This window comes from Oryzifoliimicrobium ureilyticum, from assembly GCF_037199735.1.
In the GTDB taxonomy this organism is placed as follows: domain Bacteria; phylum Pseudomonadota; class Alphaproteobacteria; order Rhizobiales; family Rhizobiaceae; genus Rhizobium; species Rhizobium ureilyticus.
The window spans coordinates 330,353-348,499 of the sequence record NZ_JBBBVQ010000001.1 but is presented as its reverse complement, the minus strand read 5'-3'; the positions used below and the strand labels follow the sequence as shown (position 1 = coordinate 348,499).

Here is an 18,147-nt window from a genome sequence, read left to right as displayed (position 1 = left end):
ATCGATGCCTAAATCGATGTTTCGGTTCCTGTCTCGGCATAATGACATGGTTGAAATTGCCGACGACCGCTACCTTTTGCGTCTTCCGCGCTATCAGGATTTTAACCAATGGTACAAGCTTCGAGCTGCCAGCCGTCGCTTCCTGGAGCCATGGGAGCCGATCTGGCGCTCCGATGAATTGTCTGAAAGCGCATTTCGCGCGCGCGTGATCCGCGGTAAACAGGAATTTGCCTCTGGCCAGGCCGTGCCTTTGTTGCTTTTCCACCGCGAAAAGATGTCGCTACTTGGCGGTCTCACCATAGGCTATATCCGGCGCGGAGCGGCCCAAAGCTGTATGATCGGCTACTGGATGGGGGAAAGCCATGCGGGCCAAGGCCATATGTTCGCCGCACTTCAATTGGCAATTCCATACATCTTCAACGAGCTCGAGTTGCACCGTATTGAAGCAGCTTGTATTCCAGACAATGCAAGAAGCGTGCGTCTGCTCGAGAAAGCGGGCTTTCAGCGAGAGGGATATTTGCGCGGCTACTTGAAAATAAACGGTCAGTGGCAGGACCATATCATGTTCTCGTTGCTTGCTTCTGACACGCATCACAGGAAAAGCTTTAGCCTATGAACACTCCCCGCAAGCTTCGCCACTCGCCGGTCGATTTATTGACTGCTGTCATGGCGTGCCTGCTGTTTTCGGTGGTGTTCACCTTCGCGGCTGCGAGCGCAAATGCTGCAGAGCCCGTCAAGATCTCACGAGACGATACGGCGCTCGATCTCACCCCTACGACGGAAATTTACGTGAACCAGGGCGAGGCGTTTCAGGTTTCGACCGCAGCGGGTGCCGACGGAATTCGGCGGCGGATCGAGGTGCGGGCCAGCTCGGAAAATCATCAGGGCGATTGGGCCGTTTTTGCTCTTGCAAACACATCTGAAGAACAGATTGAGCGCGTGATCGTTGCGCCGCATTTCCGTTTGGTCAATTCCAAACTATTCTGGCCAGACCTTGGCTCTCAACGGATCATTGCAATCACGCCGAGCGAAGGCTTTGCCCTCGACCGACAACCAAGCGATGATGCCGATGTCTTTCGCATCACCTTGAATCCAGGTGCTGTAATTACCTTTGTTGCCGAGCTTGCAACGCCTGATCTTCCCCAGATCTACCTCTGGGAACCGGACGCTTATAAGGACACGATCAACTCATTCACGCTTTATCGCGGGATCGTCCTTGGTATCGCTGGCCTGCTCGCCGTGTTCTTGACCATTCTTTTCGTGGTCAAAGGAACGTCCATGCTGCCGGCAACTGCTGCACTGGCTTGGGCGGTGCTGGCCTATATCTGCGTGGACTTCGGCTTTATCGGCAAGTTGATCAATGTTGCCTCCGCCGATCAACGAATATGGCGCGCCTGCGTCGAAGTTGCGCTTGCCTCGAGTTTCGTGATCTTCCTATTTGCCTATCTCAACCTCAATCGCTGGCACGCGCATCTCGGCTACGCGACCTTGGCATGGGTGCTGGGCCTTGCGCTTCTTTTCGGGGTCGCAATCTACGATCCCTCGATCGCCGCCGGCGTTGCGCGTCTCTCCTTCGCCTTAACGGCAACGATAGGCCTGATCCTGATTGTCTATCTTGGTCTTAACCGCTACGACCGCGCCATCCTTCTCATCCCGACATGGGCGTTGATCCTTGTCTGGATCTTTGGCGGGTGGCTGACGATCACCGGCCGTCTGGACAATGACATCATTCAGCCAGCCCTGGGCGGCGGCCTCGTTCTCATCGTGCTTCTGCTTGGCTTTACCGTCATGCAGCACGCCTTTGCCGGCGGCGCATTCCAGCAAGGCCTCTTTTCTGATCTAGAGCGCCAATCGCTTGCACTCACGGGTTCCGGCGACATGGTATGGGATTGGGATGTCGCGCGAGACAGGATCGTTACCATTCCGGATCTTTCCGTGAAGCTCGGTCTTGGTGCAGGAACCATGCACGGGGCGGCACGTAACTGGCTGCCGCGACTTCATCCTGACGATCGCGACCGGTTCAAGGCGACCTTGGATGTCCTTCTGGAGCATCGACGCGGTCGCCTCAATCACGAATTTCGCATCAGGGCGGAAGACGGGCATTTCCATTGGCTGCTCATCCGTGCGCGCCCCGTCCTCGGCTCGAACGGCGAAATCATTCGCTGCGTTGGAACGGTCGTCGACATCACCGAGCAGAAGAACTCGGTTGAAAGACTGCTGCATGACGCGCTTCATGACAATTTGACGGGTCTGCCCAACCGGCAGCTCTTCATCGACCGCCTGCAGTCCGTCTTGGCAGTCGCGCCGACCAATGATGCTCTAAAGCCGACTGTCATGGTGATCGACATTGATCGCTACAAGCTCGTTAATGATACCCTCGGCATTGCGGCTGGAGACAATATTCTTATTGCTCTGACGCGGCGCCTGCGTCGTCTGTTGAAAGCGCCGGATACGCTCGCCCGTTTGGCAGGCGATCAATTCGGTTTGATCCTTGTGTCCGAGCGCGATCCTGTGAAGGTTGCTGATTTTGCCGATGCGGTGAGCAAGGCGATCATGGTCCCTATCCATTTCGCAAACAGGGAAATCATGCTGACGGCATCCATCGGATTGACGTCATTTGTCGATCAGCAGGAAAACGCCTCGAGCATGGTGAGCGACGCCGAACTTGCGATGTATCGCGCCAAGCGCGCCGGCGGGAGCCGGGTCGAGCCGTTTCGTCCGGCTTTCCGCGATTTTGGTGCTGATCGCCTTCAACTGGAGTCTGATTTGCGCCGGGCTGTCGAGCGGCGTGAGCTGACGATGATCTATCAACCGATCGTGCGGCTCGACGATGCCGAAATCGCCGGTTTCGAAGCTTTGGTCCGTTGGGAGCATCCAAGACGCGGAACCATGTCGCCCTCTGACTTCGTTCCGATTGCAGAAGCCTCTGATTGCATTGGCCAACTTGGCCTGTTCGTTCTGGAACAGGCGACGCATGACCTCATGATGTGGCAAAATCAGACTGGCGATCTGCCGATTTTCATGTCGATCAATCTTCCGAGTGTCCAGCTTCTCAATAACGAACTTTACGAAGACATTCGCTCAATCCTGGCAAAGACTCATTGTAATCCGCAACGGCTGAAACTTGAGCTGACCGAAAGTATGGTGATGGAAAATCCCGAGCAAGCCCGGCTTGTTTTGACGAAGCTCAAAGACGCAGGGCTCGGTTTGGCGCTGGACGACTTCGGCTCGGGGCATTCCGCCCTCGCCTACCTAACCCGCTTCCCATTCGACACGCTAAAGCTCGATAAGAGCGTGGTCCGCGACACCAGTGATAAGAAGGCGACGGTGTTGAAATGGGTCGTTTCCATGGCGCGTGAACTCGACATGAAGGTTATTGCGGAAGGAATCGAGTCAGACGAGGACGCGGTGGAGCTTGCAAAGGTTGGATGCCCTTACGGGCAAAGCTTCTTGTTCGGTCCGCCGATGGCATCCGACGCCGTATTGCGGCTTCTGAAAGAGCGTTTCCCTCTGACAAAGCGGGCGTAACTATTTCATGCCGCAGCGCGGGCACCTTTGTCGGCCTGTCCGTGCAAAAGCCGATGCAGATAATCGAGCTTTTCGACGACAGGCGGCGACAGCACAAAGGGATAAGAATCGGGCTGGCCCATGCTGCGCTGGATCGCATTGATGGCAACGCTCAGCGGCACCCATGCTTCCACAAGCTGAGTTGCGCTTTTCGCCCGATATGGCGCGAAGTCCACTTCCGCGGCAATCTCTTCATGTCCACGTGGGTCAACCACGAGGCCGAAGGAACGCGCGGTCTCTAGCGTATCCACGATGTGCAGATAATGCGCAAAACACTCCGCAAAGTCTTCCCAAGGGTGAACCGAGGCATAGGAACTGATGAAGCTGTTTTGCCAGTCGGGCCTTGGTCCGTTTGCGTAATTGGCCTGAAGAGCCGCAGCATAATCCTGACGCTCATCGCCAAAGACCGATCGGAACGTGTCGAGACCACCTTGGTCGCGAACAAGCTTGTTCCAGATGAAATGGCCAGTTTCGTGCCGGAAATGTCCAAGGAGCGTACGATACGGCTCGTTCATCTGCGTTCGGATCTGCTCACGCGTCGCATCGTCGGCTTCGGCAGCTCTGATGGCAATAACGCCCTCATCATGACCCGTCATGGCTGGAACCACCGTCCCGTCGGCCTCGACCTTATCTTCCAGAAAGTCAAAGACGAGGCCACCTTCTGGATCTTCAGTCCGGGTAGGATGCGGCAATTGCAACCTAAGAAGCGAATAAAAAAGATGCCGCTGCGCCTGACTGATGCGCCGCCACCGCTCTACTCCCTCAGACGTGTCAGTATTGGGAACGAGGCGATTGTGACGGCAGGCGATGCACAGCGTTTCTGTCTCATCAGCTTCTATGAGCCAGTTGCAGATGTCCAAACCTGCGTTGCCACAGAAGCGAACGGCCTTCCGGTCTCGCCGAACTGTATGCCACGTGCCTTCGTCGACAGCTTCCAGAGCATACATGTTTAGGTCATTGGGCAAAAAGCCAAGCCGATGCGCACATCTAACACATTGGCGATTGTCGAAATGCACGACGTGATCGCAACTACCACAGGAAAATAGCCGCATAAGGCTCCCGATCGCCCGCTAAGCAGCAAGCGTTGACGACCCAAGGCGGTCAGAAGCTTGCCATCACTACACTGATTGTGATTGTCTAATTTTCAAAAACAAGGGCTCGCCTGATGCAGACGAGCCCTGTTATCTCGTTAGACGCGATCGACCGCGTCCTTCAATTTTTCCTTGCCTTTGCCGACAGTGCTCTGGGTCTTGCCTTTCGCTTCCTGTACAGCGCCCTTGGCGCGCATGGAATCGTCACCAGTAGCTTTACCTACGGCTTGCTTGACCTTACCAGCAGCTTCATTGGCTTTGCCGGAAATCTTATCGCCCGTGCTACCCATCTTGAAGTCTCCTCTTGTTGTCGGCGAGATGCCTTTTACATCGAGACAACGTAGAGGGGACTATTCCGTTCCAATCGAAATCTTTCCCATCAGCAATGTTTGTGGCGAAACCTTAGGCGTGACCCGCTTCCGTAGACAGCATGGCTGCGTTCACCCCGATGCTCGCCAGGGCACGCTCATATTTGTCATCAAGATGCGGATCGAAAATCAGATCGTCAATCGCGGCACAATTCAGCCACCCGTTATTGGCAACCTCCTGCTCCAACTGGCCAGCAGCCCAGCCTGCATAGCCCAGTAACATGGTCGCACGCTTTGGGCCGCTGCCTTTCGAAATGGCACGGACAATATCCAGGGTGGCCGTCATACAAATCTCGTCGCTCACAGGGATGCTCGACTCAGTCAGATAATCGTCGGAATGAAGGACGAAGCCCCTTCCATTCTCAACGGGGCCACCCGTTTGGATAGGAAAATCCCGCGCATTATCCGGAAGCAAAATTGCTTCCTCGTCCTTGATCATCTCAAGATGCATCAGGACATCCGTGAATGTCAGGTTCTGCGGACGGTTGATAATGAATCCCATCGCGCCTGCATCGGAATGCGCACACACATAAATGACTGCGCGCGAAAACGTCGTATCGCTCATGCCGGGCATCGCAATGAGGAACTGGCCGTCGAGAAAACCGCGTTGCCGTCTATTCTTGAGCGTCGATAGGGACATCAACTCCTCCTGGGCCAAGCTTGTTTCGGGGTTCATAAAAGAAACATGGGGCAAGGTAAGAGATCAATCAACCGAAAATGAACAATTAAAGCCGGCTGTCTTCTGGCTGACGTAAAAGAAGTGCGCTAAAGCTCCGTATCACCATGAAAAACAGCGCTTCTCTTTTCTTTATATATTTTTTTTCTCTGGCATTTTTTGCCTTGTGCGAGGCACCATCCGTGGCGCTGGCGGCCAGTAGCGCTTGGATCGAGGGAGATGGCGGGCGAATGCGGCTTGTTGCGACCGAGCCCGCGAAAGACGGCTCTGTCGAAGCGGCTTTGCAAATCGAACCCAAACAAGGCTGGACGACCTATTGGCGCGAGCCTGGCGAAGCCGGCATCCCGCCGCAAATCACGACTGCTTCAGGAAGCGGACTTTCGATCGACGGCATCGGCTACCCGACACCAAAGCACCTCGTCAATGCTGAGATTGACGAAATCGGTTATGATGGACCCGTCACCTTTCCCTTCTCGCTTTCCCCTACGGCGAAGGGCAGTTTCCCCAGCTCCATCAACGTCAACGCCTTCATTGGCCTATGCCGCAATATCTGCATACCTTTTCAAGGCAGTTTCGAGGTCGCCCTGATATCGAGCCGATCGGAAGCCATCGATAAGGCCATTATCCAGAGAGCAAAGGCTTCGCTACCTCGCCCCCCGACTTCCGATTTCGAGATCATCAGCCATCGCCTTTCGCCTGATTTTCGCCGTTTATCGCTGACCTTTCGCCTGCCTCACGAGGATGGAGGACCTGCGAAAGTGATCATCGCAGGTCCGAGCGGATATGTTTACACGCGTGTGCTTGCGGCAGAGCGGAACGGCAGCACGTTTTCGACGGACCTTGCGATCGACAAATTGCCAAAGGGATATTCCCCGATAGGCAAGAGTTGGACTGTGGTCGCAATCGATGAGGATCGCGCCATCGAGGCGCCGCTTGCCTTCCCCTAATCGACTCCTATAGTTGGCGCAGTGACCGACATAGGATCGGCTGACCTATTTTTAATTTCATTGGAGCACGTCATGACAATTGCAATTGGTGATAAAATTCCTTCTGCTACTTTCAAGGAAAAGACCGCTGACGGCCCGGTTGAGATCTCCACGGACGCATTGTTTTCCGGTAAAAGAGTCGTTCTTTTCGCAGTCCCCGGCGCTTTCACGCCGACTTGTTCGCTTAATCATCTTCCCGGTTATCTCGAAAATCGCGATGCTATCTTGGCAAAAGGTGTCGACGACATCGCAGTCGTTTCGGTCAATGACTGGCATGTCATGGGCGCCTGGGCGCAATCATCCGGCGGGATGGGCAAGATTCACTTCCTGGCGGACTGGGATGGAGCTTTCACCAAAGCGCTTGGCCTCGATGCGGACTTGTCTGCCGGCGGCCTTGGCGTCCGATCCAAGCGCTACTCGATGCTTGTCGACAACGGCGTCGTGAAAACACTCAATGTCGAAGAAAATCCCGGGCAGGCTACCGTTTCGGCAGCTGCCACGATCATCGAACAGCTGTCGTGAAAAGGACGCCCGTAGAGTGAGACGACGTAGCTGAAAGCTTGCGCGTCAGGTCCTGTCATAGGGCATTCACAGAGCCGACCTAATTTCGGATCACTTGGTGCATGGTCTACCCTGACGGGAACGCTATGCACGCGTCCGATTTCATAAGAAAACGCTGTATGTTCAACCGGACATGCAGCGTTTTGGGTCAGAAAAGGCTTTGCATATGTCTGACGTTACGGCCGACCGCTCGCATCCTCTCGAAACTCGCCACGCATCTGCCAAACTGTTCCTTCCGATCTTCCTGATCGTGCTTCTCGCCGGCCTTGGCTATATCGCCTATGCCCTCGGCAACGAGCTGGCAAGCGCCGAAGCGGTTCCGTGGATCCTGCTTGGCATCGCGCTCCTGATCGCGCTCGGCTTTGAATTTGTGAATGGGTTCCACGATACCGCCAACGCAGTCGCCACCGTCATCTATACCCGCTCTCTGCCCGCTGAATTTGCCGTCATCTGGTCGGGTTTTTTCAATTTCCTCGGTGTGCTGACCTCAAGCGGAGCGGTTGCCTTCGGCGTTCTGTCGCTTCTACCGGTCGAGCTTATTCTTCAGGTCGGCTCCGGATCTGGTCTTGCCATGGTTTTCGCGTTGCTGATCGCAGCCATCATCTGGAACTTGGGGACCTGGTATTTGGGCCTACCCTCGTCCAGCTCTCATACGCTGGTCGGCTCGATTATGGGTGTCGGCCTTGCCAATCAATTCATGGCGCCCAGTGGCTCCGCGACAAGCGGCGTTGACTGGTCGCAGGCCACCAATGTCGGGCTGTCCCTTCTGATCTCACCGATCATCGGGTTCATTCTATCTGCCATCTTGCTTCTCGTGATGAAGCTCTTGGTCAAAAACAAAGAGCTATACCAGGAGCCCAAGAAAGGCGCTCCGCCTCTCTGGATCAGGGCTATTCTGATTTTTACCTGTACAGGCGTCAGTTTTGCTCATGGGTCTAATGATGGCCAGAAAGGTATGGGCCTCATCATGCTCATCCTGATTGGTCTCGTTCCGACTGCTTTCGCCCTGAACCGGACACCAGATGTCAATTACCTGGCAGCTTATAAGCAGGCTGCAGCGCAGGTCGAAACCGCACTGGGTCGGTATGTGGCCCCGAACGCTGTTGTGGAAGCAGCACAAGCAAAAGCCGAAGTTGCCGCCGCTGTAAGGAACCGTGTTTGGAACGAACGGACCGCATCGGCTTTGCAACAATATATCCATCAAACCAGCGGCGAAGTGGCGGCATTTCCAAGCCTGACAGCGGTTCCGACGCATCTTGTCACCAACATCCGGAATGACATCTACCTCATAGGCGAGGCTTTAAAGCTGATCGATAAGCAAAACCTTCTGAAAATGGAGCCCACCGACCTTCAGGCTGTGAAGAACTATCACTCTGCGGTCGACAATGCGACGAAGTTCATTCCCACATGGGTGAAGGTTGCCGTCGCTCTGGCTCTCGGCCTAGGCACCATGGTCGGTTGGCGACGGATCGTCATTACCGTTGGGGAAAAAATCGGCCAGACGCATCTCAGCTACGGACAAGGCGCCGCAGCCGAATTGGTCGCTATGGCGACGATCGCCTCGGCTGATCATCTGGGATTGCCGGTCTCGACGACACATGTTCTTTCGTCAGGCGTTGCCGGGACCATGGCCGCTAACGGATCCGGTCTGCAGTGGTCAACGGTGAGAAACATGGCGGCAGCCTGGATTTTAACCCTACCTGCATCAATCGCGCTGTCTTTCGTGCTGTTTCTCATCCTGCGCCAAGTATTTTGAGGGTTTCTAACCCTCATCGCGTTGCCAGGAGAGCTATCTCCAGGCAACGCTCAGCCTTTCCTACCTCAAAGACTTGAGCGATCCCTTCTTCATCGCAAATGCCATGAGCCGTGGGATCGCAGTCGAGGGGCACTCATTGCAGTGTGATACGGCGCATGTAAGCGGCCATATTTGCCGACAAGTCACCTGCCGCCACAATCGTGAGCTGATCGGTACGCACCGCTCGTCTGTATGCAGTCAACGCCTGCAGCAAACAGCCTTTCTTTTGCCATAATTGTTATACCATAACACGTAATGTTATTACGTACGGCTACATTTCATGAAGGTCAATTTTGTGTCCAGGGCTAGCTTGTTATCGCGATCAGCGGCCGAACGTATCATTTCCATCATCGCTATTATTTGCCTCCTGTGGCTTGCGATTTATTGGGCGGTGGCCCTTCTATGAGCCAGGCAATACGTCTCGCAGATGTGACCGTCGCCTATGAGCGTCATCCGGCGGTTCATCATGTCAGCGGAAGTTTCGATACTGGAAGCTTGACCGCTATTGCCGGGCCAAACGGCGCCGGAAAATCAACACTGCTCAAAACGATCATGGGCGAATTGAAACCTGCTTCGGGTCGTGTCGAACATCGATTGGCGCCTCTCGACCTCGGTTATTTGCCGCAGGCGAGCGAGATCAATCGTCGTTTCCCTATCTCCGTCTTGGATACGGTGCTTCTGGGTGCCTGGCGCACCAGCGGGGCCTTTGGACGCATCGGAAGACAAGCGCGTGTTCGAGCTGTCGAGGCGCTAGGCGCAGTAGGCCTGCAAGGATTTGAAAAACGCCACGTGGGTTCCTTGTCCGCTGGTCAATTTCAACGCGTATTGTTCGCGCGTCTTCTGCTCCAGGATGCCAAGGTTATTTTGCTTGACGAGCCGTTCACAGCGATCGATGCGCGAACGACGACCGATCTCCTGGAGATCGTCGCGCGCTGGCATGGCGAAGGACGAACGGTTATCGCGGTGCTCCATGATTTTGAGCAAGTTCGCGCTCACTTCCCAAAGACCTTGCTGATAGCGCGCGAATTGATTGCATGGGGCGCGACACCGGAGGTGATGTCTGGCGCCAACCTTCTTCGGGCACGCGCCATGGCCGAAAAATGGGACGATGCGGCGGGCGTATGTGAGCCGACATCATGACCTTTTACGACATCTTCTTCGCACCTTTCGTGGACTATGGATTCATGCGGCGGGCTCTGGTGGCATGCGTATGCCTGGGCCTCGGTTCCGGCCCTATCGGCGTATTCCTAATTCTTCGCCGGATGAGCCTCGTGGGCGACGCCATGAGTCATGCAGTATTGCCCGGGGCTGCGCTCGGCTACCTTATCGCTGGATCGCTGTCCTTGACTGCAATGGGTTTAGGCGGGCTTGTCGCAGGCCTTTCGGTTGCGCTTCTATCCGGGGCTGTCAGCCGCGTCACTGTCCTGCAGGAAGATGCGAGTTTTGCAAGCTTTTATCTGACATCCCTAGCGCTCGGCGTTCTCATCGTATCTCTACGCGGCTCCAACATCGACCTTCTGCACGTCTTGTTTGGAACGATCTTGGCGATCGACGCGACGGCCATTTACCAGATCGGTGCAATCACATGCGTGACACTCTTGGCTTTGGCTCTCATCTACCGCCCACTGGTTGTCGAGTGCTTCGATCCCGGCTTCCTTCGCGCCGTCGGGGGAAAAGGCGCAATCTATCACTTTCTGTTCCTCCTCCTTGTGGTGCTCAATCTCGTTGCCAGCTTTCAGGCGCTTGGAACCTTGATGGCCGTCGGCCTGATGATGCTGCCCGCTGCGATCGCCCAGCTTTGGGCCCGTAACCTACCGCAGATGATGGTTACAGCAGCTGTTGTCGCCGGCGTTTCCGGCTATTTCGGTCTCATCGCATCCTATCATTTTGAACTCGCGTCCGGTCCCAGCATCATTATCACCGCCGCGATCATCTATGGCTTTTCCATTTTTCTCGCGCCCTCAGGACTGATCTGGCGCGCCTTTCCTCGTTCCCACCTCAAAGCATAATTGGAGAATTTATAATGCTACGACGATTGCTCCTTACTGCGGCTCTTCCCCTTGCCTTCGCGGCCTCATCAGCCCTTCCCGCTTCGGCCGAACAGCTAAAGGTCGTGGCCTCTTTCACCGTCCTTGCAGACGTTGTGAAGCAAGTCGGCGGCGATCATGTGAAGGTATCAAGTCTTGTTCCGCCCAATGGCGATCCCCATGAATTCGAGCCGACGCCTGCCAACGCCAAATCTCTCAAGGCTGCTGACGTCGTGTTCGTCAGCGGCGAAGGCTTGGAAGGTTGGATGGACCGTCTAATCACCGCTTCCGGCTATAAAGGGACACCTGTGACGGTTTCCGAAGGCGTTAGCCTGCGGACCATGGAAGAAGACGGGAAAACAATCACCGATCCGCACGTCTGGAACAGCCCAGCCAACGTCAAGGTTTGGGTTAAAAACATCCAGACGGCATTGGCTAAAGCAGATCCTGCCGACGCAGCCGCATTCCAGAGCGGCGCTGAGGCTTATAACAAAAAGCTGGATATGCTCGACGCTTACGCCCATGAGAAGCTCGACAAGATCCCCGAGGATCGGCGAAAGGTTCTGACGAGCCATGACGCCTTTGGGTACTTCGGCCGGGACTACAAGGTGACATTCCTTGCGCCGTTGGGCATTTCGACGGAGAGCGAAGCCTCGGCCGCCGATGTGTCGAAGCTTATCGAGCAGATCAAGACAGAGAAAGTGAAGACCTACTTCTTCGAGAATTCGAACGATCCGCGCCTTGTCAAACAGATTGCAAAGGCAACCAGCGCGACACCAGGTGGCGAGCTTTACGTAGAGGCACTCTCACCTGCAAAGGGACCGGCCCCGACTTACGAGAAAATGTTCCGTTACAACGTCGACCAGCTTGCAGCAGCCATGGCAAAGTCCAGCTGATCGAATGGAAAGCGGCGGCGCTGAGAGGCGCCGCCGCTTCGCCTATGTCCCCTTCGTCAGATCTCCAGATCGAAAACAAGGATGCCGGAGAGGCCGCCATCGGTAGCCGCAACCAGACGTTCGCCAACTGCGACATGGTCTGGATGCGGAAGATAGGCATCGCGGGCTTCAACACTTTCGAACGTGACCGTGAAGCCATCGACAAACCCGCCATGCAGTCCCTCAGGCGAAACGTTGGGGCCATAACTAACCGAGACAATGCCCGGAATTTTCGCCTTCAGCCCACTGACAGCCTCCAGAAGCTCCTTCTTCTCGTCCGCTGATAGAGCAGACTTAAACCGCAGAAACACGCAATGCAGGATCATCGAGATCTCCTCTTCTCTTTGCGGCGGGAGCATAGAGAGAAACGAACGAGACACAAGCTTTCCCAAATCTTTGCGCTTAAGAGGCGATAGCAAGAGCATCTTTTTTCATGAAGGCATAGCAGCAAGCGTTCTAACGTTTTTTGAACGGCTCCATGCCCTTACGCGCAAGCTCATCTGCCCGCTCGTTCTCTGCATGGCCCGCATGTCCTTTGACCCAGTGCAAGGTCACATGATGCCGGTTGCGTGCTTCTTCCAGCGCTTGCCAAAGTTCTGCATTCTTGACTGGCTTTTTGTCGGCGGTCTTCCAGCCATTTTTCTTCCAGCCGTGAATCCATTTGGAAATGCCGTCCTTCACGTAGACGCTGTCGGTATAGAGATTAACTTGGCAAGCCTCTTTCAGCGCGGTTAGCGCCGAGATTGCAGCCATCAATTCCATCCGGTTGTTTGTCGTTTCAGCCTCGCCGCCGAACAGCTCCTTCTCGACCTCGCCATAGCGCAGGACCGCACCCCATCCGCCTGGGCCGGGATTACCTGAGCAGGCACCATCAGTGAACACATCAACCTGCTTCACGCGGAAATTCCATATTCGGTCGTATCGGAGATCTGCCGATGGAAACGGAGCTTCCGCAAATATTCGAGCGGGTCTTTTTTGACGACCAATGCGCCAGCCGGCGTCGTCAACCAGTCGTATAGCCTTGTGAGAAAGAACCGAAGTGCCGAGCCGCGGGACAGGATCGGCAGAGCGGCAAGCTCATCGCCGCTTAGCGGCCGTACGCTGCGATACCCCTCCAAAAGGGCTGTGCCCTTCGTGACATTATAGGCACCATCTTTCTCGAAGCACCACGCATTGAGGCAGATCGAAACGTCATAAGCGAGCAGATCGTTGCAGGCAAAATAGAAATCGATCAGGCCGGATAGGCGGTCACTGAGAAAAAAGACATTGTCCGGAAAAAGATCTGCATGAATGACCCCTTGCGGCAATTCCGAGGGCCAATGCTCGGCAAGAAAAGAAATCTCGGTTTCAATCTCCTGCGAAAGGCCTGTCTCCACCTCATCAGCCCGCGCTTCCGATTTATCCCATAGCTCGCGCCAGCCAGCAATCGACAGGGCATTGGCACGCTGGATGGGAAAGTTTTCGCCGGCAAGATGCATCGCGGCCAGCGCCTTGCCCACTTCGCGGCAGTGCTTTGCCTCCGGCTTGCGCAACCACATTCCTTCCAAAAAGGAAATCAGCGCGGCCGGCCGACCGGAGAGTTCACCCAGCATCCCCCCATCCCGACGCTTCAAGGGCAAGGGGCAAGACAAGCCCTTCGCGGCAAGATGCTGCATCAGTCCGAGAAAAAATGGCAAATCATTCTTCTCGACACGCTTTTCGTAAAGCGTCAGAATCAAGGTGTGCTGCGTCGTATGCAACAGGAAATTGGAATTTTCGACGCCTTCGGCAATACCCTTGTACGACAGGAGCTCGCCTGCATCATAGTCCGCAAGAAACCGCTTCAAGTCATCTTCGGAAATATCGGTGTAAACGGCCAAAACGAAATCTCACAATGCGGATAAGACGGACGATGGTTCAACGCTTTGCCTGCAGACGACAAAAACGGCAAGAGGTCGATACTTTCAAGGCGCAATGGTCCCCAGCGATTTACGCCCTGTTCTTGCGGTATAATTCAGCCGTTGACAAAGGCCATGTCTGCCGCGGTTAGTTCGACGCTGCGCAATTCGCGGTTCACCAGAAAATGCTCATTTTCCTGCACCGTTTCTGCCAGTTCGACGCGGGCAGCGAACCGGGTGCGAAACGCCTCGATAATCTCGTTGACGATAACCTCAGGTGCGGATGCTCCCGCCGATAGACCTACCGTCGCAATCGGACCGATTTCATCCCAATCAAGCTCGGATGCGCGCTGTACCAGCAGGGACTTCTTGGCACCGGCACGAAGCGCAACCTCGACAAGCCGTTTTGAGTTTGACGAATTCGGCGCGCCGACAATGAGGAAAAGGTCGCAGCCGGGCGCGGCCTGTTTGACGACCTCCTGCCGATTGGTCGTCGCATAGCAGATGGAGTCAGCAGCCGGCGCTGTCAGCGCCGGAAAGCGCTCTTGCAGCTTGGCGATGACACCAGCTGTGTCGTCAACAGAAAGCGTCGTTTGCGTGACATAGCCGAGATTGTTCGGATCGGTAGGCGCGTATGTCTCGGCATCTTCTACCGTTTCGATCAGGGACACCGAGCCCTCGGGCAACTGGCCCATCGTCCCGATGACTTCCGGATGTCCGGCATGGCCGATCAGAACAACATGCCGGCCCTGGCGATGGTGACGGATCGCCTGTTTGTGAACCTTTGATACCAAAGGACATGTCGCATCGAGATAAAAGAGGTTGCGCGCATCTGCATCAGCGGGGACAGACTTCGGCACGCCGTGGGCTGAGAAGACAACTGGCTGTCTACGATGCTCTTCTGGAATTTCGCCCAGCTCTTCTACGAAGACCGCGCCTTTCGCTTCCAGCCCTTCAACGACGTAACGGTTATGGACGATCTCATGACGAACATACACCGGAGCACCATAGGCTTTCAAAGCAAGCACAACGATCTGGATCGCGCGGTCGACACCGGCGCAAAAGCCACGTGGTCCACAGAGCCTGATGGTCAAAGGAGGTTTGGCAGCGATAGTCATCTCGTTCCCGATCAATTCCAATTGCGGCTGTCTATCCCAATATAGGCCGGAATTGAAGCCACGCTATGATTATGGCTCCGCTCGCCGCCTGCGCTGAAACCAACTGACCGCCGCCATAGCTGCTAACGCTGCGGCAAGCCCATACCAGGTCAGGGCATACTGCAAATGATTGTTTGGCAGATCAATCTGGGTCACGCCGCCAACCGGTAATCCGCCCGGATTAGGTGTTGCGTCCGCATCCAGAAAAAACGGGATGACGCGCGCGGCTTCGAGACCGGTGCTCGCGGCCATGGCATCGAGGTCCTTCCAGTAAAAAATATCGCCGGCGACATCATTGTCCGGAACGATCCACGAGGGCTTCCCGGCAAGCTTGTTCCTTGCAAGGCCCGTCACGGTTATCTGGCCCTCGACCTCGCCCTCCCGTCGTGTCTGCGAAAGCTTCTTCTCATAGGGAACGAAGCCGCGGTTGACGAAGAGGTAGCGCCCGTCCTGAAGTTCAAGGGGCGTATAAACGTAAAAGCCAGTCTGTCCCTGCCATGTTGCGAAGAAATGTCGTTCCCGATCATTCAGGAAATGGCCGGAAACAGACATGCGCCTGTATTCGATATCATCTCCTTTCTCATGCAATCGCTCGATCTGCTTGAGCTCGACTGGTTCAGCTGCGAGACGAGCCGCAATGTCAGCCAGAAGGCCTTCTTTCCAGTGAAGCCTTTCGACTTGCCAGGTGCCGAGCGACAGCAGAATGACAAGACCGACGATCACACCGATGACCGCAAGAACGCTTCGCCGATCAGACCTTTTTTCGATCGGCGGGACTGTCTGATCTAAAAGCTTATTCACTGAGGCGGCCTTCCTGCGCCTTATGTCGAAACTGTAACGCGATCAGAAGACCCTTCATCCAGCGCAGGGTCAGGAGACAAAGAATGACCGTCAAGGGACCGAAAAGAAGAATAAGAAGCCAGACGGGGGGCGAGTACGTCACCTCAGCCCAAAGAACCGACCCGATAATTATGAAGCCGACAATAAGAATGACAAAAACCGCAGGTCCGTCGCCTGCATCGGCAAATGCATAATCCAGCCCGCAGGCATTACAGCGCGGCGCGAGACTAAGCATGCCGGAAAAGAGCCGACCTTGCCCGCACCTCGGACAAAGTCCACGAAGTCCGGTCTTGACCGGATCGACCGGCGCAAAACGGCTATCGTCGTCGCCGCTCATGTGATTCCTCTCCTCCAAAAGCGCCGTATGTACGGCATCATTCTTTCATAGATGCTTGTCATCAGGAATGCCATGAGCGATTTTCGCGCAGCGATTCGCGCCTAAATTGAATAACGAAAAGAAAAAGCTTTTATGGATACTCGTGCTCACAGCGCTCAAATCGTCATTCTCAATGGCGCACCTCGAAGCGGCAAATCAAGCATCGCCAAGGCCATGCAGGCAAGCGCCTCGGAACCGTGGATAAACCTTGGCGTCGATGCCTATTACGAAATGACGCCCGAGCGCCTGCGTCCTGGTATTGGTCTGCGCCCGGGCGGCGAGCGCCCCGATATTGAAGATGTGCTGCCCTATCTTTATGCAGCGCTTTACGAATCCGTTGCCGCCCATGCGGGGCTCGGACTAAATGTCGTCGTGGACATCGGGCACCACGATCACTACTCGCAGCCATTGGGCATACTGCGCGATAGCCTGCGTCGGCTCGAGGGCTTTCCTGTTCTCCTTATCGGCGTACGATGCCCGCTCGACGAGGTCATGCAGCGACGCGCCATTCCTCAGCCGGGGAGAGAGGAACTTTATCACGTTGGCGGCGATGCGAGCACCATCCCTGAACCGGTACGGTTATGGCAGGAGGCCGTTCATATCCCCGGCGTCTATGACCTTGAAGTCGATACATCCCGTTTAACGCCAGATGAATGTGCTGCATTGATCGCAGAGCGTCTGCAGCGCGGTATCCCGTCGCCATCAGCCGCAGAACGGATTGCCGCTTCCAAAAGCAGCCTCTAAGCCGGAGCGCGCCTCAACTTGCTCAAGCTATGCTTAAGGGCTCAGGTCGCGAATGGCCGAGCCCGCCTTGCGCATGGTTTCATCCCAACCTGGCAGCGTCCGCGCCATGGCAATCGCAGCCTGTCGTGCCTGTTCGTAGTGCCCACGCTCTTCAGTCAAACGCACGATCGCCTTGGTCATCGATGCCGGAACGTCATCGGGCAGGATAATTGCGCCCTCACCTGCCCATCCAGCGACGGCGCCGGACGCGGTGGAAATGACCGGCAGTCCCCGGCACATCGCCTCGGAGATCGACATACCGTAGCCCTCATAGGCTGAAGACGCGAGATAAAGGTCGGCCTTGCGCCAACGCTGTTCGAGTTCTTCTGCCGAAAGTTCGCCGGTAAACTCAACATTACCCGAAAGACTATATTGCTCGATGCGTTCCTCAAGCATCTCTACATAATTGGGATAACGCGTTGTGTTGCCGATAATCGCAAAGTGCCAGTTGCGTGATGCCAATCCACCCAGGGCCTCGATAGCAAACTCATAGCGCTTGCGCGGAATAACAGCCCCGAGAGACAGGAACCGCCATAGCCCTGCGCCGGGAGCCGGCTTTTCGGTGATCTCCGGCTTTTCATTGCCTGGCAACGCGACGACCACTTTCTTGGAAGAAATGTCGTAATGCCGAGCAAGATAGTTGCCACTTTCGGTGGAGGTCGCAATCACGAGATCCGCATGCGACAATGCTGCCCGCTCGACATCTCGCTGGTTTTTGCCCGTATTATTCTCTTCGGCAAGCGAATGGTGGAAAATCAGGACAAGCCGAAACTGTCTATTTTGGAGCAGATCTAAAAACATGCAGCCATAAATATGGTCAGTGACCAGGAGGTCTTGCGAGCCGATCTTTGCAAAGAGACTTCTGACGGCTGTCTTCGTCTCTATTGCCGGTTCGGGGAAGCAAACGGGGACCGTGAGACGGCGAAACGAACCGTCTGCGTCAAGCCAGCTGGCCAGATGCTCGTTATATACATAGCCACCGGTGCGGCGCTCGTAATCGTCGCTGATGAAATAGAAAATTGTCATGATTAGCTGAGATCTCTAAAACAAAACGCCGAGCATCCAATGAGGAAGCACGGCGCTTTTGGAACACATAAAGGCTTGAGGC

General features: G+C 55.3%; 19 protein-coding genes. 9 read left to right on the top strand and 10 right to left on the bottom strand.

Translation table 11 applies throughout. From position 1 onward, the window contains the following. Positions 1 to 4 precede the first annotated feature (4 nt). Both VQ830_RS01690 and VQ830_RS01685 read left to right on the top strand, forming a co-directional pair. Positions 5 to 616, top strand: a complete 612-nt coding sequence (locus tag VQ830_RS01690; RefSeq protein ID WP_337266317.1) for a GNAT family N-acetyltransferase — start codon at positions 5 to 7, stop codon at positions 614 to 616. Next, a complete protein-coding gene (locus VQ830_RS01685) occupies positions 613 to 3,528 on the top strand; it encodes an EAL domain-containing protein (RefSeq protein WP_337266316.1) in 2,916 nt (971 codons plus the stop codon). The genes VQ830_RS01690 and VQ830_RS01685 overlap by 4 nt, the downstream gene beginning before the upstream one ends. A 5-nt stretch (positions 3,529 to 3,533) precedes the next feature. On the opposite strand, the gene VQ830_RS01680 is transcribed toward VQ830_RS01685, so the two are convergent. The 3 genes from VQ830_RS01680 to VQ830_RS01670 all read right to left on the bottom strand — a co-directional run bounded on the left by VQ830_RS01680 (position 3,534) and on the right by VQ830_RS01670 (position 5,666). Beyond that, positions 3,534 to 4,619, bottom strand: coding sequence for a zinc-binding metallopeptidase family protein (locus VQ830_RS01680; RefSeq protein WP_337266315.1), 1,086 nt, complete (start codon positions 4,617 to 4,619; stop codon positions 3,534 to 3,536). A 137-nt stretch (positions 4,620 to 4,756) separates the two neighbouring features. Beyond that, a complete protein-coding gene (locus tag VQ830_RS01675; protein WP_337266314.1) occupies positions 4,757 to 4,948 on the bottom strand; it encodes a CsbD family protein in 192 nt (63 codons plus the stop codon). Between the two features lie 112 nt (positions 4,949 to 5,060). Beyond that, on the bottom strand, positions 5,061 to 5,666 hold the full coding sequence (locus VQ830_RS01670) for a YqgE/AlgH family protein (protein WP_337266313.1): 606 nt from the start codon (positions 5,664 to 5,666) through the stop codon (positions 5,061 to 5,063). A gap of 266 nt (positions 5,667 to 5,932) precedes the next feature. Here VQ830_RS01670 and VQ830_RS01665 point away from each other — a divergent pair, with 266 nt between their 5' ends. The 6 genes from VQ830_RS01665 to VQ830_RS01640 all read left to right on the top strand — a co-directional run bounded on the left by VQ830_RS01665 (position 5,933) and on the right by VQ830_RS01640 (position 11,967). After that, on the top strand, positions 5,933 to 6,649 hold the full coding sequence (locus tag VQ830_RS01665) for a protein-disulfide reductase DsbD domain-containing protein (RefSeq protein ID WP_337266312.1): 717 nt from the start codon (positions 5,933 to 5,935) through the stop codon (positions 6,647 to 6,649). 72 nt (positions 6,650 to 6,721) lie between these two features. Beyond that, positions 6,722 to 7,210: a peroxiredoxin gene (locus VQ830_RS01660; RefSeq protein ID WP_337266311.1), complete on the top strand. Its 489-nt coding sequence runs from the start codon at positions 6,722 to 6,724 to the stop codon at positions 7,208 to 7,210. A 205-nt stretch (positions 7,211 to 7,415) separates the two neighbouring features. Beyond that, positions 7,416 to 9,005: an inorganic phosphate transporter gene (locus tag VQ830_RS01655; RefSeq protein ID WP_337266310.1), complete on the top strand. Its 1,590-nt coding sequence runs from the start codon at positions 7,416 to 7,418 to the stop codon at positions 9,003 to 9,005. A 441-nt stretch (positions 9,006 to 9,446) separates the two neighbouring features. Continuing rightward, positions 9,447 to 10,184 (top strand): metal ABC transporter ATP-binding protein, encoded by a 738-nt coding sequence (locus tag VQ830_RS01650; RefSeq protein ID WP_337266309.1) that lies wholly within the window; start codon positions 9,447 to 9,449, stop codon positions 10,182 to 10,184. Continuing rightward, positions 10,181 to 11,053 (top strand): metal ABC transporter permease, encoded by an 873-nt coding sequence (locus VQ830_RS01645; RefSeq protein ID WP_337266308.1) that lies wholly within the window; start codon positions 10,181 to 10,183, stop codon positions 11,051 to 11,053. Before VQ830_RS01650 ends, VQ830_RS01645 begins: the two co-directional genes overlap by 4 nt. A gap of 11 nt (positions 11,054 to 11,064) precedes the next feature. Beyond that, positions 11,065 to 11,967, top strand: a complete 903-nt coding sequence (locus VQ830_RS01640; RefSeq protein WP_337266614.1) for a metal ABC transporter solute-binding protein, Zn/Mn family — start codon at positions 11,065 to 11,067, stop codon at positions 11,965 to 11,967. A 56-nt stretch (positions 11,968 to 12,023) separates the two neighbouring features. Here VQ830_RS01640 and VQ830_RS01635 read toward each other — a convergent pair whose 3' ends face one another. The 6 genes from VQ830_RS01635 to VQ830_RS01610 all read right to left on the bottom strand — a co-directional run bounded on the left by VQ830_RS01635 (position 12,024) and on the right by VQ830_RS01610 (position 16,217). Beyond that, complete coding sequence (locus VQ830_RS01635; protein ID WP_337266307.1) at positions 12,024 to 12,332, bottom strand: Dabb family protein; 309 nt, start codon at positions 12,330 to 12,332, stop codon at positions 12,024 to 12,026. 130 nt (positions 12,333 to 12,462) lie between these two features. Continuing rightward, positions 12,463 to 12,903, bottom strand: a complete 441-nt coding sequence (gene rnhA, locus VQ830_RS01630) for a ribonuclease HI (RefSeq protein ID WP_337266306.1) — start codon at positions 12,901 to 12,903, stop codon at positions 12,463 to 12,465. After that, on the bottom strand, positions 12,900 to 13,865 hold the full coding sequence (locus VQ830_RS01625) for a homoserine kinase (protein ID WP_337266305.1): 966 nt from the start codon (positions 13,863 to 13,865) through the stop codon (positions 12,900 to 12,902). Before VQ830_RS01625 ends, rnhA begins: the two co-directional genes overlap by 4 nt. Positions 13,866 to 13,999: 134 nt before the next feature. After that, positions 14,000 to 15,001: a 4-hydroxy-3-methylbut-2-enyl diphosphate reductase gene (gene ispH / locus VQ830_RS01620; RefSeq protein WP_337266304.1), complete on the bottom strand. Its 1,002-nt coding sequence runs from the start codon at positions 14,999 to 15,001 to the stop codon at positions 14,000 to 14,002. 69 nt (positions 15,002 to 15,070) lie between these two features. After that, positions 15,071 to 15,841, bottom strand: coding sequence for an SURF1 family protein (locus VQ830_RS01615; protein WP_438617139.1), 771 nt, complete (start codon positions 15,839 to 15,841; stop codon positions 15,071 to 15,073). Next, entirely contained in the window at positions 15,834 to 16,217 is a 384-nt protein-coding gene (locus tag VQ830_RS01610) for a DUF983 domain-containing protein (RefSeq protein ID WP_337266303.1), read from the bottom strand. Before VQ830_RS01610 ends, VQ830_RS01615 begins: the two co-directional genes overlap by 8 nt. A 132-nt stretch (positions 16,218 to 16,349) precedes the next feature. Here VQ830_RS01610 and VQ830_RS01605 point away from each other — a divergent pair, with 132 nt between their 5' ends. After that, positions 16,350 to 17,000, top strand: coding sequence for a chloramphenicol phosphotransferase CPT family protein (locus tag VQ830_RS01605; RefSeq protein WP_337266302.1), 651 nt, complete (start codon positions 16,350 to 16,352; stop codon positions 16,998 to 17,000). A 33-nt stretch (positions 17,001 to 17,033) separates the two neighbouring features. Here the strand turns inward: VQ830_RS01605 and VQ830_RS01600 are convergent, their stop codons facing one another. Further along, positions 17,034 to 18,065 (bottom strand): glycosyltransferase family 4 protein, encoded by a 1,032-nt coding sequence (locus VQ830_RS01600; RefSeq protein ID WP_337266301.1) that lies wholly within the window; start codon positions 18,063 to 18,065, stop codon positions 17,034 to 17,036. Positions 18,066 to 18,147: the final 82 nt, after the last annotated feature.